Raw genomic sequence first — 18,185 nt, 5'->3', positions numbered from 1 at the left:
TTTTCAGGAAAAAGGCGCCGGACAGTTCATTAACTGCCGGATCATACCAATTGCAGCGGTAAAGAGCTTCTGTAAGTACAGATATATGCGTAATGTTTAAGACTAGCTGTGTGATTTAACGGATAGTATTACGGTCTGACCGGGCATAGCCCGGCGATACGTCCATCATACGCTGGCTATACCCCGGCTATACCCAGATGGGTAATGCTGAGGTATAGCCGGGGCGCTTTCAGCCTATGCCCGGGGTATGCCCGGGCAGAGCAAAATAACAGCAAATTATAATTTATGAACGAGTTCAGAACGAGCTGTGGTACGGACTGATATAATGTGATTGTCTATTGTGCCGGTATGCTGATATTCAGCGGCATTAAAAAAATTCTTAAAATAAATTTTTCTTTATCAAAATCAACAATTAACTTTAGGTCAATGGAAAGAGTCAGTGTTTGTTTACAAATTAACAAATGATAATTTTCGCTTTCAAAAGATATGTTGTTGTTTTACTTCAGGTAATTTTTAAACCATTTTGATATTAAGCGAGGTTATCATTTCAAAAAAATAATGAATTGAAATGTCTAATTATAAACTTAAATTATCAGAAAATGGGAATTGTAAAAAGTGGAATTGCGCAAGGCTTTTCCGGAAAAGTTGGAAACATGGTGTTTTCACAGCATGAAGACAGGGAAACAACTGTCAGTTTAGCACCTGCTCCAAGTACCAAAGCACCAACAACAGATCAGCTTTCCACCCGGCAGGACACGTCAGTATGTACTGCATTTGTCAGACCGCTGGCGGAATTCGCGAAAATCGGATTCAGGCTTCAGGGTAAACTGGAAAGGCAAACCGGCTATAATGCTATGCTTTCCTATGTCAGGAAAAATGCGTTGACCGGGATCTATCCAAACCGTATCGTTGATGTTTCCGGTGTACTGATGACAAGGGGAAATATGCGGCCCCCTGAAGACGCGGCAGTACAGCTAACCGGATCAGGACTGGCTTTCAGCTGGAACCCGGAGATTAAAGTAGAGGGTCTTCATTTTAGCGACCAGGTGGTCATGATGGCTTATTTCCCGGAACTCAAAATGGCGCGTTATATGATTGGCGGTGCCCAGAGGCATGCTGGTAAAGACGTATTGATGCTGACTGGAATTAAACAGGGATATGCGGCAGCGGTGTATTTGTCTTTCATTACAGATAACCGTGAAGCCATATCCGACAGTGTTTACCTCGGACAATTTATCTGGTAGTTATGGGAAAAGTAGGAGCAGGCTCAGTCTTAGGAGACATGAGCGGAGTAGTGGGGCCTATTGTCGTCACCAGATGGAAAAAAACAGGAGTTGTTAAAATACGGCCGAAAAAACCGAAAAAAGGCAAAAAAACTCCAAAACAGGCAAAACAAAGAGATTTGTTTAGCGTCGTAACAGATTTTTTATCACAGATAGGAGAACGAACCCTCAATGACGGTTATCAGCTTTCCAGGAGGGCGAAAATGACGCCCGGAAATGCTGCGCTTTCTTATCATATCATGAATGCGCTTACAGGGGAAAGTACTGATTACAAGATTGATTTCAGCCGGGTGAAACTCAGCCGGCCCCTCCAATCAACGGAGCAGGCCTGGAATGCCAGGTTTACTGTCGCAGAAGAAAGGAAGCTTTCCATAGATTGGGAGCTCAATTCCTTTCCGCAGAAATCTACGCGCCAGGATGATATTGGCATTATTGTTTTTTTCAATATCACGGAAAATACGGTTGTTGCCCGGACTTCATCTAAAAGCGGTCCGTTGAGAAGTGTGCTGAAATTTAGTTATACGGCAGCCGAGAGACATGTTGGTCATGATTTTTGTGGCTGGATGTTCTTTATTTCTGCCGATGGCAAAAGAGTTTCTGAAACCGAATACCTCGGAACGCTGAAACTAATGGATTAGACCAAATAAAACCCCGCCTTTTGAGCGGGGTTTTAAAAATCAAATTTTAATTAACGGTTTTTAATTACCCAGGATGGCTTTCATGCTGCATGGCTTGTGCGGCATCTACGCCTAAGCCGCTGGCGACAGCCATCCCCAGGCTAATATCTGCCCTGAACCAGTGGCAAAGCTGCAGGTTGATGATCTGGGTCCTTTTTGGTCCGCTGATTCCGCTCATGGCACCAACAATGTTGTTGATCAGGTTTTTGCGGTCAGCATCAGTCATTACCTTACGGTACAGCTCACCCGGTTGTGTATAATGGTCATTGTCGCCTTCGCCGCCATTTCTATCGTACCAATCGGCAATGTTTGATTCCAGTTCCTGTGCAGGCTCTTTGTAACTTTCATCCGGAACTACATCTCCAAAACTGTTAGGGAAGTAGTTAGGGCTGTCTTCGCCATTGTCATCAAATCTCATCGCCCCGTCACGGTGATAGTTATTGGTCATGAAAGGGCAGGCATTAACAGACAGCTGCTCATAATTCACACCTAAGCGGTGACGGGCGGCATCAGGATAAGATAAGATCCGTCCCTGTAACATCCTGTCCGGAGAGAAACCGATTCCGTCCACCTGGTTGGTAGGGGCGAAGGCTGCCTGCTCAACGTTGGCAAAGTAATTTTTAGGAATATGGTTCAATTCAATTTCTCCAACGTCGATCAGCGGGAATTTGCCATGTGGCCAAACCTTTGAAAGGTCAAATGGATTCCATTTAAAAGTTTTAGCTTCTTCTTCAGTCATCACCTGGATCTTTACGCTCCATTTCGGAAATTCTCCGTTATCGATGGCCTCTACCAGGTCGCGTTGTGAGTGGTCCATATCCTGGGTACGCATCGCATCAGCTTCAGGGCCTGTAAAGTTTTTTATTCCCTGTTGTGTTTTGAAATGGAATTTCACCCATACACGCTCATTTTCGGTGTTGATCATGGAGAAAGTATGGCTTCCGAACCCGTCCATATGGCGGTACGAATAGGGAGTTCCCCTGTCGCTCATCAGGATCATGACCTGGTGAAGGCTTTCCGGGTTCAGCGACCAGAAGTCCCACATCATTGCCGGGCTTTTCAGGTTGGTTCTTGGATCACGTTTCTGCGTGTGGATAAAATCACTGAACTTCTTGGGGTCTTTGATAAAGAATACCGGAGTGTTGTTCCCTACGATATCCCAGTTGCCATCCTCCGTGTATAACCTCAATGCAAATCCGCGCGGGTCCCTTTCTGAATCGGCACTTCCTTTTTCACCGCCTACAGTAGAGAAACGAAGGAATATTTTGCATTCTTTGCCAATCTGATTGAATATTTTGGCTTTAGTATATTTTGAGATATCATGGGTAACGGTAAATGTACCATAAGCGCCGGTCCCTTTTGCGTGTACTACCCGTTCAGGGATACGTTCGCGGTTAAAGTGCGCCATTTTCTCATGCAAGACGAAGTCCTGTAATAAAAGGGGGCCTCTTTTACCTACAGATTGTGTGTTTTCATGTTCAGCGTAAGGTCTGCCAGAGGCAGTTGTTAATTTGCGGTTAGGCTTGTTTGTCTCTTCCATGTGATGTGTTGCTCTTCTATTTGATGATGCTGCATAAGTTTTTTATTTGTGCTAATCTTATGCAGCCTGCTTCGCTAAAAGTATACACTATCCAGGGAGTAACCTAACACCTATTTTCTATACTGATATAGAGGTTATCTATCGTGTTTGTAAACTATATCAATATCAGCTATTTCGTTTTAAAAGACTGTCTTCCCATGATGATATCACCAAATAAAAGAAAATCAGATGCGAGACTGAAGAACGGATATTTTAAAGTGGAGGGTTTGTTTCTTTCAAAAAACTGGTGCCCTATCCAGGAAAAACCGAATCCCACCAATGGGATTGCCATGAAAAAGTAAACGTTATGAAACAACACCGAGGCAATAAAGCAGAGGCATAAAAGTGATATGCCTGTAAAATGCAAAGCCCTGTTTATGGTGTTTTGATGTTCGGTTAAATAGAAATAATAAAATTCTTTCAAAGAGTTGTATTTCTTTGGCTGGATCTTATGGTTATTGTTGATCATACCAGCAGGCCTTTACTTTTTAAAAAGGTGCCGAGGTCTTTAGGGTGTTTTGTCATCAGTAATGTTTGCAGGCCGGCTTCCTTTGCACCTACTAAATGCTGCGGGCTGTCATCAATGAAAAGTGTTTCTGCCGGGTTGAGGTTATTTTCCCTGATCACGCGTTCAAAGATTTCCACATTTGGTTTTCTTAACAGCATTTCGTGCGAATAATAGGTTTTTTCAAACAGGTGGTCGTTACCGTCTACCTGGAATTCTTTTTGAAGATAATCAGTGAAATAGTCGAAATGGATCTGATTGGTATTACTGAGCAGGAAAGTTCTGTAGTGTTTTTTGGCTTCGGCCAGTACATCCAGCGTTTCGGGTGTGATACCGATGAGCAAACTGTTCCATGCAGCATCAATCTCTGCGTCTGTTAAGGCAGGATTTTTTGTTTCAAGCCTGATTCCTTCGCGGAACTGGGCAGGAGTGATGCTGCCGGTCTCTAATTCATCAAATAGTGTATTGTGTCCTTTATGTCCGAAAAAATCCTCTATATTGGAGATACCGATTTGTGTAAGAGTCTTTTGTGCTATTCTGAAATCGATAGCAAAGATGACGTTTCCGTAGTCGAAGATTATATTTTTAATTTTTTCCATAAACCGTTTTTAAAATTCGATACAAATATGTAACATTGCACTCGCAAAATCTAATTTGCATGTGATTAGCTTAGTTGGTTAGCGCATAGGATTATGAATCCTGTGATCATTGGTTCCGGAGAGCGTGATGTTATTGCTCAATAGTTGTGCGGAACTTTAAAATGCTGACAGTAAAATACAAAAGTGGTGTTTAAAGCACTGAAAATATATAAGCGCCTATAGCTCAGTTGGTTAGAGCGCCGGACTCATAATCCGTAGGTCCCTGGTTCAAGCCCAGGTGGGCGCACCTCAATGGGCAAGCACGAATTTTCGTTGCTTGCCTTTCTTTTTTTTATCAGATAATTTATTGTTAATCAGGTAGATAAGTGACGCTGCCTCGTTCATGCGAGCGGTTCGATGTTGCTAGTATTGAGCTCATATTTTGATGGGATGGCAAAAGAAGTTTAATTGGCGGCATTTGCAATCGACCAATTACAATTGCTAATTTTTCTCACTTCTTAATCGCAGGGCCCGCCATTGGAAAAGCGCTTATCTCCGGTCCCAGACTACCACAAATATTTTGGATAGCTGGCTTAGTTGATGTAGTGTTGGCTTTACTATTTATCATCATATTGTTTCGTCATCCAATTGGTTCAACCGATGATAAATGAAAGAATGATTGCAAGATAAACCAGGGTAAAGCTGAAGTATTATTTTTTATTAGTCCCGGCAATACATAACCAATCTTAGTATTGCAAGTCAGCAATTGATGCAGCGGTAGAAACCAGCATTAAGCATATCGTAAAAATATTAACCGGAGATTGTAATCTTGACTCTCATATCGCATGGGCGAAAGCAAGTGCTGAAAGTGACTATTATTTACAAAGTAAATCGATTGATTGGGCCATACTTCGTCCGACAGGCTTTATGCTGAATATGTTTGAAGCAAAAGCAACTATTTCAAAAGTTTTTTTGCCAAACCCGACAGAGAACGGAAAAGTAAGTTGGATCGACCATCGTCATATTGCATTTGTGGCAAAACATATTCTAACCGGAAAAAACCATAAAAGTCAATTCCTTGCCGTCTAATTATCAATTAATCGATTTTTAATCATCTTCTGCCAGGATTTACCGACATCCGCTAACCGGGCTTAAAACCAATGCTTAACACCATTGAAAATAATTAAAAAATAAGCTGTTTTTTATTTGGACTATTCAGTCCGTAATTTATATATTTGTGGACTGAATAGTTCAGAATAATATAAAGATTTATAAAAACTAAAACAAAATGCTAAAATTACAAAACAAAATCGCCTTAATAACAGGTGGAACAAGTGGAATCGGTAAAGCTACAGCAATTGATTTTATCGAACAAGGTGCAACTGTAATCATAACAGGAAGAAATCAAATCTCCGTTGATGCAACCGTAAAAATGCTTGGAGAAAATGCACACGGAATTGTAGCTGACTCCGCTAATATTGAAGAATTAAAACAACTTGCTATTAAAGTTAAAGCTTTGACAGGGAAGGTTGATGTACTTTATGTAAATGCAGGTTATGGCAGATTTTTGATGATTGAGGAAGTTGATGAACCGCATTTTGACGAAATATTTAATGTAATCGTTAAGGGAACGTTATTTACAGTTCAGTCAATTTTGCCATTAATGAGTGAAGGTGGTTCAATAATTTTGAATACTTCTTCTGCTACAGAACAAGGGTTGCATGGTGCGTCTGTTTACTCTGCTGCAAAATCAGCAGTTCAATCTTTTGTAAAAACCTTTGCTGCTGAGCTTTCAACAAGAAAAATCAGGTTAAATGCTGTAAGTCCAGGACCGATTGAAAGTGATTTTTTTATCAACACAGGTATGAATCAAGAGGAAATTGATAATTTTACCAGTGTTTTATTGCCTAAAGTACCAATGGCACGATTTGGAAAATCATCAGAAGTTGCTAAAGCAGTGACTTTTCTGGCCTCGGATGATTCCTCATATATGCACGGAACAGAAATTTTTGTTGACGGGGGACAGGTTCAATTTTAAAAAAAATAAAATAACTATATCAATATAGCCCGGATGATGTGTTGTTTTTTAGTACCAGTGTTGAGCAAATAACAAACTTTTCAGGGACATGGAATATTATAAAGTCAAAGAATTCAGTTTGGATTATTAAAACAATAATTGTTTCAGGACAAATAGTCCATAATTTGTATTTTTGTGGGATGACATGGTCATCCCACCTTTAATTAAATCAAATGGCACGGAATAGAGAGTTTAACGAACAGTTTGTTATTGAAACAGCAACAGAGCTTTTTTGGACTAAAGGTTATAATGCAGTATCAACACAAGATTTGATTAATGCCTTCGGTATAAGCCGCTCAAGTATGTATGCTGCATATAAAGACAAAAAGAATCTTTTTATTATAGCATTACAACATTACATACAAACATCTGCAAAAGCAGTGATAGATGAATTGGCTAAAGACAAACCTTTTATGGAAATAATAAGCACAATTCTAAATTTAATTGCGGATGAAACTATAGTTGACACGAAATCAAAAGGGTGTTTTATTATAAATACGACTATAGAACTTGCACCACATGACAATGAAATTCTTTCAATTATTGAGAAACAGAGAGAAAATCTAGTTGATGCATTAACATTAGCAATTCAAAAAGGAATAGAAAATGAAGAGTTATCAAAAAGTAATAATCCCAAATTTCTCGCAAATTATTTTTATAGTATAATTAATGGATTACGAGTTGATGCAAAAGTTTCAAAAGACAAACAAAGTTATGATCAAACAATAAAACTAGCTTTAAAAGTTATTGAAACTGCCTAATATTCAGTGTGTTAAAAGCATTTTGCCTGAAGCCCACCTAGGTTTTCGATCCATTATTGTACAGCAATGAATGAGGTGGGGTGTTTAATGGGTTGCCGCTTTATTAATGTTCCTCAAAGACTACCCGCTCTTGTCCACTCTTGCTTTCAAATTTACTGAGCCTGCGTTTGCGTGGGGATGCAATTTCTGGCAAAGTCAGTGCAAAAAAATAAGCCGGCTGTGTACGTTAGCCAATGTATGAATTCGATTACTTAGATTTAAAAAGATGGGAATGGGGAGTTTTGTCCTGGTATTTCTCCAAAATGGCCTAAACATTCTCTGTGTTAAACACAACCTTTGTAGCATTGAAATTTAAAACAAATAAAATGTCGAAAACAGTTTTTATCACAGGTGCTTCCAAAGGATTCGGAAGATTATGGACGGAAGCATTATTGGAACGTGGCGACCAGCAGCTGAATAATTGCGATTATCTTTTACTTTTAATATCGTAAAGGTAGCCACGGGACATTCCAAGGTAGGATGCGATAACCTCGCTTTTAAACTTTGAGACTATCTTTTTCTTGATTTTTACAAGTTTGTTCAGCCTCTGATTTGCGGTCATAGATTGCGCTTCTTTATCCCGCTCCCTGTGATGACGGGTATACTGTAAAAGAATGCTGTTTAAAAATAATAATGATTCCGGAAATTGGTTGATGATCCTGTCGAGCGAGCGTCTGGGGATGGCGAGCATATCCGCATCCTCACATACTTCAATGTAAAGATCGGAAGGTACTTTTTCCATGTAGTTTACAATGTCAGTCACAATTGAAAATTCATCCCACAAATAGAAAGTACATTGTTTTCCTTCCTCATTGTAATAATACGCCCGTACCGAGCCTCTGAGAAGAAAAAAAATCTGATCAGGAACCTGCCCCAGGGTAAGTAAAAGCTGATCTTTCCTGAATTTTATATCCAGTATAACATCATCTAAATATTTTATCCATTCTCCGGAGCCAGCCTGTTCGTTCAGTAATTGAGAGAGCGTATCTGAAGAAAAAACAAAATTAAATAATTCATGATGTATCATAATATTAAGTTTTAAAAATTCTTCCGGTTTTGCGGCTGTGCTTTGGTTCTAATCTGTATGGCTCATGATAGTAGATTGTCTTTTTTAATAAAGATGAGCATACCATAGTTTTTGATCAATCACCAATACTAGTGATACTGTTTTCCAGGCCTTTGGCAACGAACCAACAGGCGGTTCTATAGGGTTTACGGAGTTCGCATTGTAGAAGACCCGTGATGGAAAATTCACCGAGATGTGGTATCTGCTGGATGTTGCCAAAATAACGGAGTAACTTAAAAGTCAAATTTGAATTACCTGACATTCATGTTATCGTACGGTAAGCAAAAAGCAGACAAGACCAATGCATCAGTGTAATCAGGTGTATTGGTTTAATTTAATATGTAGCTTTTAAAAAAGCTAAACCTGTTTTTCACGAACGAATATCATTCCGATGTGGTGAAGTATGTCGTCTCCTTCAAAGTCCCCATCAGCCTCGAAACCGGTATCATCCCAATAATGTATATGGGTTTCTTTGATTTCGTATCTTCCCTGATACGCACTTTTCTTATCACCTCTGGCTTCGTCATACCTTCCATCTGGCAACAGTTCCTGCCTGATATAGCCATCTGTTGTAACCCACATTCCTGTATACTTTTCCATATGTTGTTATTTGATGTAAAATAAGATATCCCCTGGGGCATATAGAGGTGTCCCATGGGGATATCCATGCTTTAACGAGTAACGAATGATTATGATTTTTAGTGCGAATTTAAACCTGAAAATAAGGTGTATTTTACTTCTACATATTCCTCAATGCCGTAGTAACTTCCTTCCCTGCCATAACCAGATTCTTTAACACCGCCAAAAGGTACTGATGCTGTACCTACCGATCCGCTGTTCAATATGACCATGCCGGATTGAATCTGCCGGGAAAGTCTGAAAGCACGGCCAAGATTTTCTGTGTAAGCATACGATACCAGGCCATATTCAGTGTCATTTGCACGTGCTATTGCTTCTTCTTCTGTTGTGAAGGAATAAATCGCAAATACTGGCCCGAATATCTCTACATTATGAATTTCCATATCGTCTGTCAAATCAGTTATTATGGTTGGCTCATAGAAAAGGCCTCCCTGATCATGGATCTTTCCTCCCAGCTGAACTTTTCCGCCTTTTTCAACAGTGGTATTCACAAGCTTCAGCACCTTGTCAAGCGCTTTTTGATTAATCAGCGGCCCTACTACAAACTCATCACGTAATCCATCTCCTACTTCTATTTTTGATACAGCATCGATAAGTAGCCCAACTACCTGATCAAAACAGGTGTCTTGTACATAAATACGGTTAGGTGAAATACAAACCTGGCCTGAGTTTCGCAACTTGGCGCTTACCAGGCCCTTCACTGCATTCTCAATATTGGCATCATCGAAAATAAGAAAGGGAGCATTGCCGCCGAGTTCCATAGTCAGCTTTTTTAAGGTTTTTGCACTTTGTTCCACTAAAAGCTTACCTATTTGGGTGGAACCTGTAAATGAGATTTTTCTAATGTTTGGATCTGCGGTAAACAGGCTGCCAATCATCTTAGGGTCACCGGTTACCAGTTCAAAAACACCTTCAGGAATACCAGCAGTACGGGCATATTCCAATAGTTTTATAGCGGTTAACGGAGTATCTTCTGCAGGTTTAATGATCATGGTGCAGCCAGCTGCCAGTGCAGTGGCAATTTTGCGGGTGATCATCATGAAAGGGAAGTTCCATGGGGTAATTGATGCGGTTGGTCCGATAGGCTCTTTAGTAACGATTACAGCACCATTGGGATCGTGGGTAGGAATGGTATCTCCATAAACACGTTTACCTTCTTCAGCATACCACTCAATAAAACCTAAACCGTAGTCGATCTCAGCACGGGATTCAGCTAAACATTTTCCGTTTTCTTCGGTCATCAACCTGGCGAACACCTCTTTATCTGCCTTTACAAGATCGTGCCATTTACGTAATAATGCTGACCGCTCTAAGGCCAATTTTCCTGACCAGGATGGAAATGCATTTACTGTACGCTCAATAGCAGTTTTCACTTCCGATTCAGTCATGTCTGCGCATTCATCAATCAGGCTGCCTGTTGATGGATTATAAACTTTAATTGTTTTCATTTTTTCTTTTGTTTAATAACTCAAAAGTAGTGCTGTCAGGAACCAGGCGTTAGCCGAAATCAAACCAATTTTGGTAAAAATCAAACCATATCCTCCTGGTGTGCATTTATTGAACACTAAACACTAACTTATTTTTAGTATTCGCTCAAAAGTTTCTACTTTTATAAATTGAAACCTGATATTTATTTACAATGGAGTCAATTGAAGAATTTTATAATTATAAATTTGGTGATTTTCCAAATCGCCTGAGTCAGTCGATCGGGCAATTTAATGTCTTTCGTATTGAAGACCGTTTGCGCCCTGAACAATTGCTGCCACCGCACGTAAGGCGGAACTTTTATAAAATTATGCTGTATGACGGGGAAAATATATTCCACTACGGGGATCAGAGTATAACGGTGAAAGGCAAGACCCTGCTGTTTTTTCAACCCCGGATCCCTTACTCATATGACGTTGTCAGCACTGATACCAAAGGCTATTTCTGTGTCTTTAAAGAAGAGTTTTATAAAGAAAACATTAGGCTGAATTTGAGTGAACTGCCTTTGTTTGATCCTGGTGTGATACCGGTTTATGAACTTGGTGATGAGGAATATGATGAAGTGAAAGCCATCTTTGAGCGAATGTCCAAAGAAATTAATACCTCATATGTATTTAAATATGAACTGATTAGAAGTTATATCAGCCAATTGTTGTTTCTGGCTATGAAAACGGGACAAAACAAAAATCAATTTAAGCCTGCTGATGCTGGTACCAGAATAACTTCAAAGTTTATTGAAATGCTGGAACAACAATTTCTGGTCGAATTCAGCTCTGAAAGATTATTGCTGCGCACTCCGAAAGACTTTGCAGACAGGCTTGCCGTTCATGTAAACTATTTAAACAGAATCATCAAAATATCGACCGGTAGAACAACCAGTGAGATCATATATGACCGGATAAACTCGGAAGCAAAAATCCTACTTAAATATACCAGATGGAACATTTCCGAAATAGGATACGCACTTGGTTTTGATGATCAGGCCCACTTTAATAAGTTCTTTAAAAAACAGGAGGGGATAAGTCCTTCTTCCTACAGATTGGTTTGATTATTACAAGAATCGGTTTGATTTCGTCTAATTTTTCATTCGGTAACTAAATACATTTGTACCTGTATTTGCAGTAGACGGAAATTCTACTTAGCAAAATCATCACAATAGTGTTTGGTTATCAAATGGAAAATGAATACAATAAATAAAAAACATAGTGGCATCGCTACATTACTGGCTTTTGGTTTAATCCCATTATCCGGTTTTACTACAGACATTTACTTACCCTCTTTACCTAATATGGCAGCTGACCTGCATGTCAGCAGTATACAGGTACAGCTTACCTTTAGCATTTATTTAATCAGCTATGGAATTTCACAGCTTTTTATCGGGAGTATTTTGGATAGTTTTGGCCGGTACAAAATTGGGTTGATCTGTTTATTAATTCTTACGGTTTCAAGTGCGCTGATTGCATTGATTCACAATATTTATGTGATCTACCTGATGCGTGTTATACAGGGGCTGGCTGTTGGTGCCGTTGTAGTAGCCAAAAGAGCATATTTTGTTGACCTGTTTAGTGGCGAAAAACTGAAAAGCTATCTGAGTTTGTTTTCTATTATCTGGTCTACCGGCCCAATTGTTGCCCCATTTGTTGGAGGATACCTGCAATCAGTGTTTGGATGGCAATCCAATTTTTATTTTTTGGCTTGCTTTGCATTTTCATTTGCCGTACTCGAATTCTTTTTTAGCGGCGAAACCCTGGTTCAGGGTACACCGTTTAATATCCGGAAAATTGCAGGCATCTATCTCGGTATGATCAAAACACCCATCTTTACGCTTAGTATTGTAATGCTCGGCCTGGCGTATTGCATGATTCTGATTTACAATTTGACAGGAGCATTTATTATTGAACATCATTTGAATTTTTCCCCTGTTGTTGCCGGGTACAGTTCTTTAATATCAGGCATTGCCTGGATGATAGGAGGGTTCATCGGTAAAGCGACTATCAACCTGCATTTCTTTAAAAAAATAGCAGTTAATTTAACGCTTCAATTTTTCTTCGTATTAGCCATGATAATTAGTACTCATTATTTAGCTAACTTATATACACTGATTTTTTTCGCTTTTATCATCCATATCTGCGCAGGATTTACCTTCAACAACTATTTTGCCTTTTGCCTGGGCTTATTTCCCAGGAATGCTGGCATTGCAGGTGGTTTAACAGGAGGGGTGAGTTATATGATAATTTCATTGCTTAGTTATGAAATCGTAAATTATATTCCGGCAAAAGATGAACTAAACCTGGGCTACGGTTATGGAGTACTTGTCTTAATTTCTTTCGTTGTCCTATTGGCCATCTCTAAAATTAAAAAAAAAAGATATATCCGCTTCATTGTAAATTGTTTGTAAGTTAAATAATGCCTTTTGTATTACCACTAAAGTCATTTCGTCCAAGGCTAACCACCTGCTCGTTATTCTGCGTAACGTTGTTTGTTTTCCAAATTGTAGTATTTGACAGATCTGATCCTAAACCGGCTATTATGAAAGAGACGCAGTCAGATCCGGCGCTCCGGTAACAGATACAGTCAATTTAACGTTTTTACCTTTAGCTGTCTCCGGGATGCCTGAGTCGTCATTCTTTTTGCTGCATGATGATAAGCTCGTTGCAAGGGTAAAACAAATAAGTGCAGTTGAAATTTTTCCTGAAAATGATGTTTTCTTCATAGTGTTTTTAAGTATTATGGATTAATTAAATAGGTATGAAATAGATTGACAGCAAAACTATTTCAAGTCCCGGAGAAATGAAATACCCCGGTTTAAGTGTTTTTTTCCTACTGATATTTTGGTATTTGGCGGAATGTTATAATGAAGTAAAGATTCGGCAGGATATGCTGTTTCTCGGCATGAGTGATATTTTCAAAAATAAAATGAAAATTTCATTGCTATTTTCACTTAGGTGAAAATTTTAAGATGAATATCCAGAGAAATTTGGAGCGGTAAATAAATATCCAAATTAAAAAATAATGCTATGAAAATTAAATTCAAAAAATCCGCACTAGCGGCAATGGCTGTCATCCTTTGCACTGTAACTTTTAGCGCATCCAAAGTGGCTGCTCAGGAAACATTAAAAAAAGGCGATAAAGCGCCTGATTTCTCATTGAAAGATCAGGATGGGAAAGATTTCCAGTTAGCTGATCATCTTGGAAAACAAAAAGTAGTTATCTTTTTCTACCCTAAAGACGAAAGTGCGGTTTGTACCAAAGAAGCTTGCGCTTTCCGCGATGCATATGCAAAATACAACGATGCCAACGCACTTGTTATAGGTATTAACGGTGGTACTGTAGAAAGCCACAAAGCTTTTCAAACTAAAGAACATCTTCCGTTCCAACTGTTAAGTGACCCTGGTAACAAGGTACTTCAGATGTTCGGAGTTAAAGAGCAGGCTTTCGGCGAAATGAAAGTAAGCGGTCGTGAAACATTCGTGATCGGCAAAGACGGAAAAATAGTTTACAGTTTCCGTGACTTCATGAAAGGTGATGAACATTCAAAACAGGTGTTGACTTACCTGAGCAGTAAATAGTCTGAATTTAGGTAATGAGAGGGCCGTGTACAGGATTGTACCGGCTTTTTTCATTTAATGTCATTTTTCTGCGGAATTTAACCTTAGTGAAAATTTGCCGATCCGATACTCAGCAGTTTTGTGTCAGCGGCTAAAGTCCGTCGTGAAAAAATAATGAGAATGAAAAAAATAATTTTAATGCTATTTTGCCTGCTCAGTCTGCAGGCATTTGCAAAGATCGATACACCAGTACACTGGAAATTTAAATCAACCAATATTGCAAAGGATCAATATGCAGTGACTTTCACAGCTCAGATTGACAAGGGATGGCATCTGTATTCCCAGTTTCTGAAGAGCGGCGGGCCGATCCCGACTTCCTTTAAGTTTGATAATTTACCATCTGCCTCGCTGGTTGGTAAGGTGACCGAAAAACCTGCTGCATTGAAAGGTTTTGATCAATCCTTCGGAATGACCATTGAATACCATGAGCACGAGGTAACTTTCACACAGCTTGTCCATACAACGGACCCACAAGCCCACCTCACAGGCGCGCTAACCTTTATGGTGTGCAGTGGTCAAAAATGTTTACCTCCCAGCGATGTCAGCTTTGATATTCCCGTATCTGGAGCTGTAACTGCAAGCGGGAGTAGCAGCAAACAGCTCAATTCTCAAAAGGTAACAGCAGCGGTTGCAAAACCGGTGGCTGCCCATGCATCTGCAGCAGGAGATCATTCTCTTCTGGGCATATTTATTGCCGGTTTCATTGGCGGACTTGCGGCATTCTTTCTCCCGTGTATCTATCCAATGGTTCCGCTGACCGTTTCCTTTTTCACAAAAAGATCCGGAACGCGTGCCCAGGGCATCAGGGCTGCGGCGATTTACGGCCTGTCAATCATTGCCATCTATGTTGGCCTGGGGCTGCTGATCACCGCAATCTTCGGTGCATCTGCCTTGAATGAAGCAGCAAGCAGTGCCTCTTTTAACCTGTTGTTTTTTGCCATTCTATTGGTCTTTGCCTTTTCATTTCTCGGCGCGTTTGAGATCACACTACCCTCTTTCTTCGTTAACAAAATGGATGAAAAGTCAGATAGCGGTGGCTGGATCGGGTTATTCTTTATGGCCTTTACGCTTTCACTGGTTTCATTTTCATGCACCGGCCCCCTGATTGGTACATTGCTGGTAGAAGCAGTAAGCAAAGGCAGTTACCTGGGCCCTGCGCTGGGCATGTTCGGTTTCTCATTTGCCCTGGCTTTACCCTTCACGCTGTTCGCCATATTTCCTTCCTGGCTCAAAGGCCTGCCTAAATCCGGCGGCTGGCTGAACTCGGTTAAGGTATGTCTGGGCCTGCTGGAACTGGCGCTTGCGTTCAAATATCTAACCAACGTTGATCTGGCCTACCACTGGGGACTGATTAGCCGCGACCTTTTCCTGGTGATCTGGATCATCATCTTCAGCATACTCGCTCTTTACCTCCTTGGAAAGATCAGATTAAGTCACGACAGCGAAGTAAGTTCATTGTCTTTACCAAGACTGGTCCTGGCTATGGTCACACTGATATTTACATTATACCTGGTTCCGGGGCTTTTCGGCGCACCGCTTAAAGGTATCAGCGGATGGTTGCCGCCACAGAGTACGCAGCAGTTTACGATGTCTGGCAATGGCACAGGGTCAGATACAAAACCATCAACAGGTCATAAATACGCCGGTCTGTTCCATGCTCCCGATAATATTGATGCCTTCTATGATTACGATGAAGGGCTGGCCTATGCGAAAAAGGTGAACAAACCGGTATTACTGGATTTCACCGGCTGGAGCTGTACCAATTGCCGAAAAATGGAAGCCTCGGTATGGTCAGATCCGGAAGTACTGAAACGACTCAAAAACGACTATGTGCTGATCTCCCTGTATGTGGATGACAGGACCGGGCTCAGCGAATCAGAAAAATATGTGTCCAAGGTTTCAGCTAAAGCCATTGGGACAATCGGACAAAAATGGAGTGACCTTCAGGAAACCCGTTTCGATACCAATGCACAGCCATTCTATGTGGTGCTTGGGCCTGACGGGCAACCGGCTGCCGAACCAAGGGCTTTCGACCTTAATGTGCAAGCCTACACGAATTTTCTGGATAAAGGTATTAACGCTGCCAAAAAATCACTCATAGTTCAAAATTTAAATTAAGCACAGATATGAAAAATCAATTTTTTAAATACCACCTGCTGGTGGTTTGTACAATGGTTGTTACTATAATTTCTTCTTTTAATGCAAATGCGCAGCAAAGCACTTCAGGCCAGGAAATTAAGTTTACTACAAAGACCTATAAGGAGGTTTTGGCCGCGGCTAAAACCAGTCATAAAAAAATATTTGTTGATGCTTTTGCAACCTGGTGTTCGCCATGTAAGGAACTCCATAAAACCACTTTTAAGGACGCTAAAGCAGCACCATATTTCAATAAGCGTTTTATCAATTACACCGTGGATGTAGAGAAAGGAGAGGGGATAGGCCTGGCAAAAACGTGGCAGGTAGAAAGTTTGCCAACCTTGCTTATTATTGACGAAAATGGTAAAGTGATTGCCAATCACACCGGTTATATTGACGGTAAAGGACTGATGCAATTTGCACAGGAAGCAGCAGAAAGCGCCCAGCCAAAAAACAGGAAGGGTGCTTCAAACAAATAATCTGATGAAAATAAAATCTTTGTTATCTATACTGCTGCTGGCTTTAAGTGTTTCTGTCTTTGCAGCAGGTCTCGTAAATAAAACGCAGGCGGTAACCAGAAGCGAAGCAACCGGTCATATCGATACGGCGACCTTCGCTTCCGGCTGCTTCTGGTGTGCCGAGGCAAAGTTTTCGCAATTGAAAGGTGTGCTGAAAGTAACGGCGGGATACACGGGCGGCCATGTGGCTCATCCTGACTATGAACTGGTTTGTACCGGCACAACCGGTCATGCTGAAGCATTTAATGTGGTTTATGACAGCGCTGTCATTACTTATGACGAACTGCTGGAAGCATTCTTCTTATCCCACGACCCTACAGAGCTGAACCGCCAGGGAAACGACTTTGGTACGCAGTACCGTTCGGCCATTTTCTATCATAACAAAACGCAGGAACAAAGAGCATTGTATTATATCCGCCAGTTTACCGAACAAAGGATCTATTCCAGAAAGATCGTGACCGAGGTGACAGCTCTTACGGTTTTTTACGAAGCTGAAAAAAGCCAGCAGGATTATTATAAAAAGCACCCGGAGCAGGGGTACTGCCGTTACGTGATCCAGCCAGAGCTGGAAAAGTTTAAACAAATCTTTAAAGAAAAACTAAAATAATGAAAAAGATCCTGATTTATTGCAGTGTATTGCTGCTGACCAGTCTCAGCAGTTTTGCACAGAATGAAAAATCTGACCATGGCCATGAGGGCAATCCATGGTACTCCAATACAGCTACGACCAAACTGAACGTTAGCAACGAAGAATGGAAGAAAGTATTGTCCCCTAATCTGTACGCGGTAGCACGCGAAAAAGATACGGAGCGTGCCTTCACTGGCAAATATTGGAAAAGCACAACAAAGGGCACCTACTATTGCGCTGTTTGCGGTAACCTGTTGTTCAGATCGGATGCCAAGTTTGCAAGCAGTTGCGGCTGGCCCAGCTTCTTTGAACCGAGTAGAAAAGCAGCTGTCCGCTATCAGGCTGATGATTCCGTTGGAGACCACCGGACCGAAGTGCTGTGCGGGCGCTGCGATTCTCACCTTGGCCACATTTTTGACGATGGCCCGCCACCTACCCATAAACGTTTTTGCATGAATTCGGTATCACTTGATTTTGAGCCGGATAGTAAGAAATAACCGATAAAAATTTACCCTTAATTCGCCCGTTTTTAACTTAAGTTAAAAACGGGCGAATTATTAAGACTGAACTTGGCCGCAGAAGTTATAAATCATCACATCGTGATAT

At 40.7% G+C, this 18,185-nt stretch carries 18 protein-coding genes and 1 tRNA gene; 12 read left to right on the top strand and 7 right to left on the bottom strand.

Annotated features, from left to right (window positions below):
• Positions 1–599: 599 nt before the first annotated feature.
• Both BLW16_RS01725 and BLW16_RS01720 read left to right on the top strand, forming a co-directional pair.
• The gene (locus tag BLW16_RS01725; RefSeq protein WP_090554535.1) at positions 600–1,244 is read left to right on the top strand and encodes a DUF6266 family protein; all 645 of its coding nucleotides are present in this window, start codon (positions 600–602) and stop codon (positions 1,242–1,244) included.
• Positions 1,245–1,246: 2 nt separating this feature from the next.
• Complete coding sequence (locus BLW16_RS01720; RefSeq protein WP_090554534.1) at positions 1,247–1,921, top strand: DUF6266 family protein; 675 nt, start codon at positions 1,247–1,249, stop codon at positions 1,919–1,921.
• Positions 1,922–1,985: 64 nt separating this feature from the next.
• Here BLW16_RS01720 and BLW16_RS01715 read toward each other — a convergent pair whose 3' ends face one another.
• From BLW16_RS01715 to BLW16_RS01705, 3 genes are all read right to left on the bottom strand, one after another.
• On the bottom strand, positions 1,986–3,500 hold the full coding sequence (locus BLW16_RS01715; RefSeq protein ID WP_090554532.1) for a catalase: 1,515 nt from the start codon (positions 3,498–3,500) through the stop codon (positions 1,986–1,988).
• A 169-nt stretch (positions 3,501–3,669) separates the two neighbouring features.
• Positions 3,670–4,008 carry an Mpo1-like protein gene (locus BLW16_RS01710; RefSeq protein WP_090554531.1) on the bottom strand — a complete coding sequence of 113 codons (339 nt, stop codon included), beginning with the start codon at positions 4,006–4,008 and terminating at the stop codon, positions 3,670–3,672.
• Entirely contained in the window at positions 4,005–4,643 is a 639-nt protein-coding gene (locus BLW16_RS01705; protein ID WP_090554529.1) for an HAD family hydrolase, read from the bottom strand. Before BLW16_RS01705 ends, BLW16_RS01710 begins: the two co-directional genes overlap by 4 nt.
• Positions 4,644–4,855: 212 nt before the next feature.
• Here BLW16_RS01705 and BLW16_RS01700 point away from each other — a divergent pair.
• From BLW16_RS01700 to BLW16_RS01690, 3 genes are all read left to right on the top strand, one after another.
• Positions 4,856–4,929 (top strand) — tRNA-Ile (locus tag BLW16_RS01700).
• Positions 4,930–5,910: 981 nt separating this feature from the next.
• Positions 5,911–6,660: an SDR family oxidoreductase gene (locus tag BLW16_RS01695; protein ID WP_090554527.1), complete on the top strand. Its 750-nt coding sequence runs from the start codon at positions 5,911–5,913 to the stop codon at positions 6,658–6,660.
• Positions 6,661–6,872: 212 nt separating this feature from the next.
• Complete coding sequence (locus BLW16_RS01690; protein WP_090554525.1) at positions 6,873–7,460, top strand: TetR/AcrR family transcriptional regulator; 588 nt, start codon at positions 6,873–6,875, stop codon at positions 7,458–7,460.
• A 466-nt stretch (positions 7,461–7,926) separates the two neighbouring features.
• On the opposite strand, the gene BLW16_RS01685 is transcribed toward BLW16_RS01690, so the two are convergent.
• From BLW16_RS01685 to BLW16_RS01670, 3 genes are all read right to left on the bottom strand, one after another.
• A complete protein-coding gene (locus tag BLW16_RS01685; RefSeq protein ID WP_090554523.1) occupies positions 7,927–8,526 on the bottom strand; it encodes a Crp/Fnr family transcriptional regulator in 600 nt (199 codons plus the stop codon).
• A 396-nt stretch (positions 8,527–8,922) separates the two neighbouring features.
• Positions 8,923–9,165 (bottom strand): Atu4866 domain-containing protein, encoded by a 243-nt coding sequence (locus BLW16_RS01675; protein WP_090554520.1) that lies wholly within the window; start codon positions 9,163–9,165, stop codon positions 8,923–8,925.
• A 98-nt stretch (positions 9,166–9,263) separates the two neighbouring features.
• On the bottom strand, positions 9,264–10,652 hold the full coding sequence (locus BLW16_RS01670; RefSeq protein WP_090554519.1) for an NAD-dependent succinate-semialdehyde dehydrogenase: 1,389 nt from the start codon (positions 10,650–10,652) through the stop codon (positions 9,264–9,266).
• A 191-nt stretch (positions 10,653–10,843) separates the two neighbouring features.
• Here BLW16_RS01670 and BLW16_RS01665 point away from each other — a divergent pair, with 191 nt between their 5' ends.
• Positions 10,844–11,737 carry a helix-turn-helix domain-containing protein gene (locus BLW16_RS01665; protein ID WP_090554517.1) on the top strand — a complete coding sequence of 298 codons (894 nt, stop codon included), beginning with the start codon at positions 10,844–10,846 and terminating at the stop codon, positions 11,735–11,737.
• A gap of 132 nt (positions 11,738–11,869) precedes the next feature.
• On the top strand, positions 11,870–13,087 hold the full coding sequence (locus tag BLW16_RS01660; protein WP_090554516.1) for an MFS transporter: 1,218 nt from the start codon (positions 11,870–11,872) through the stop codon (positions 13,085–13,087).
• Positions 13,088–13,216: 129 nt separating this feature from the next.
• Here BLW16_RS01660 and BLW16_RS22910 read toward each other — a convergent pair whose 3' ends face one another.
• Entirely contained in the window at positions 13,217–13,402 is a 186-nt protein-coding gene (locus BLW16_RS22910) for a hypothetical protein (RefSeq protein ID WP_139298236.1), read from the bottom strand.
• 304 nt (positions 13,403–13,706) lie between these two features.
• On the opposite strand from BLW16_RS22910, the gene BLW16_RS01655 reads away from it, so the two are divergent.
• The 5 genes from BLW16_RS01655 (at position 13,707) to msrB (ending at position 18,076) form a co-directional block, all read left to right on the top strand.
• Positions 13,707–14,258 carry a peroxiredoxin gene (locus BLW16_RS01655; protein ID WP_090554514.1) on the top strand — a complete coding sequence of 184 codons (552 nt, stop codon included), beginning with the start codon at positions 13,707–13,709 and terminating at the stop codon, positions 14,256–14,258.
• Positions 14,259–14,417: 159 nt separating this feature from the next.
• Positions 14,418–16,415, top strand: a complete 1,998-nt coding sequence (locus BLW16_RS01650) for a protein-disulfide reductase DsbD family protein (protein ID WP_090555172.1) — start codon at positions 14,418–14,420, stop codon at positions 16,413–16,415.
• Between the two features lie 8 nt (positions 16,416–16,423).
• Positions 16,424–16,912, top strand: a complete 489-nt coding sequence (locus BLW16_RS01645; protein WP_090554513.1) for a thioredoxin family protein — start codon at positions 16,424–16,426, stop codon at positions 16,910–16,912.
• A gap of 4 nt (positions 16,913–16,916) precedes the next feature.
• Positions 16,917–17,558 carry a peptide-methionine (S)-S-oxide reductase MsrA gene (gene msrA / locus BLW16_RS01640; protein ID WP_090554511.1) on the top strand — a complete coding sequence of 214 codons (642 nt, stop codon included), beginning with the start codon at positions 16,917–16,919 and terminating at the stop codon, positions 17,556–17,558.
• Positions 17,558–18,076 (top strand): peptide-methionine (R)-S-oxide reductase MsrB, encoded by a 519-nt coding sequence (msrB, locus tag BLW16_RS01635; RefSeq protein WP_090554509.1) that lies wholly within the window; start codon positions 17,558–17,560, stop codon positions 18,074–18,076. Before msrA ends, msrB begins: the two co-directional genes overlap by 1 nt.
• Positions 18,077–18,185: the final 109 nt, after the last annotated feature.

This window comes from Pedobacter hartonius, assembly GCF_900107535.1.
GTDB classification, from domain to species: Bacteria; Bacteroidota; Bacteroidia; order Sphingobacteriales; family Sphingobacteriaceae; genus Pedobacter; species Pedobacter hartonius.
This window is presented reverse-complemented; position numbering and strand designations above follow the sequence as displayed.

Coding starts and splice junctions, on each gene's coding strand:
- BLW16_RS01685 (WP_090554523.1), bottom strand. CDS start 8,526: ATGATACATCATGAATTATTTAATTTTGTTTTTTCTTCAGATACGCTC.
- BLW16_RS01660 (WP_090554516.1), top strand. CDS start 11,870: ATGAATACAATAAATAAAAAACATAGTGGCATCGCTACATTACTGGCT.
- BLW16_RS01675 (WP_090554520.1), bottom strand. CDS start 9,165: ATGGAAAAGTATACAGGAATGTGGGTTACAACAGATGGCTATATCAGG.
- BLW16_RS01715 (WP_090554532.1), bottom strand. CDS start 3,500: ATGGAAGAGACAAACAAGCCTAACCGCAAATTAACAACTGCCTCTGGC.
- BLW16_RS01690 (WP_090554525.1), top strand. CDS start 6,873: ATGGCACGGAATAGAGAGTTTAACGAACAGTTTGTTATTGAAACAGCA.
- BLW16_RS01695 (WP_090554527.1), top strand. CDS start 5,911: ATGCTAAAATTACAAAACAAAATCGCCTTAATAACAGGTGGAACAAGT.
- BLW16_RS01650 (WP_090555172.1), top strand. CDS start 14,418: ATGAAAAAAATAATTTTAATGCTATTTTGCCTGCTCAGTCTGCAGGCA.
- BLW16_RS22910 (WP_139298236.1), bottom strand. CDS start 13,402: ATGAAGAAAACATCATTTTCAGGAAAAATTTCAACTGCACTTATTTGT.
- BLW16_RS01670 (WP_090554519.1), bottom strand. CDS start 10,652: ATGAAAACAATTAAAGTTTATAATCCATCAACAGGCAGCCTGATTGAT.
- BLW16_RS01710 (WP_090554531.1), bottom strand. CDS start 4,008: ATGATCAACAATAACCATAAGATCCAGCCAAAGAAATACAACTCTTTG.
- msrA (WP_090554511.1), top strand. CDS start 16,917: ATGAAAATAAAATCTTTGTTATCTATACTGCTGCTGGCTTTAAGTGTT.
- BLW16_RS01665 (WP_090554517.1), top strand. CDS start 10,844: ATGGAGTCAATTGAAGAATTTTATAATTATAAATTTGGTGATTTTCCA.
- BLW16_RS01720 (WP_090554534.1), top strand. CDS start 1,247: ATGGGAAAAGTAGGAGCAGGCTCAGTCTTAGGAGACATGAGCGGAGTA.
- msrB (WP_090554509.1), top strand. CDS start 17,558: ATGAAAAAGATCCTGATTTATTGCAGTGTATTGCTGCTGACCAGTCTC.
- BLW16_RS01645 (WP_090554513.1), top strand. CDS start 16,424: ATGAAAAATCAATTTTTTAAATACCACCTGCTGGTGGTTTGTACAATG.
- BLW16_RS01705 (WP_090554529.1), bottom strand. CDS start 4,643: ATGGAAAAAATTAAAAATATAATCTTCGACTACGGAAACGTCATCTTT.
- BLW16_RS01725 (WP_090554535.1), top strand. CDS start 600: ATGGGAATTGTAAAAAGTGGAATTGCGCAAGGCTTTTCCGGAAAAGTT.
- BLW16_RS01655 (WP_090554514.1), top strand. CDS start 13,707: ATGAAAATTAAATTCAAAAAATCCGCACTAGCGGCAATGGCTGTCATC.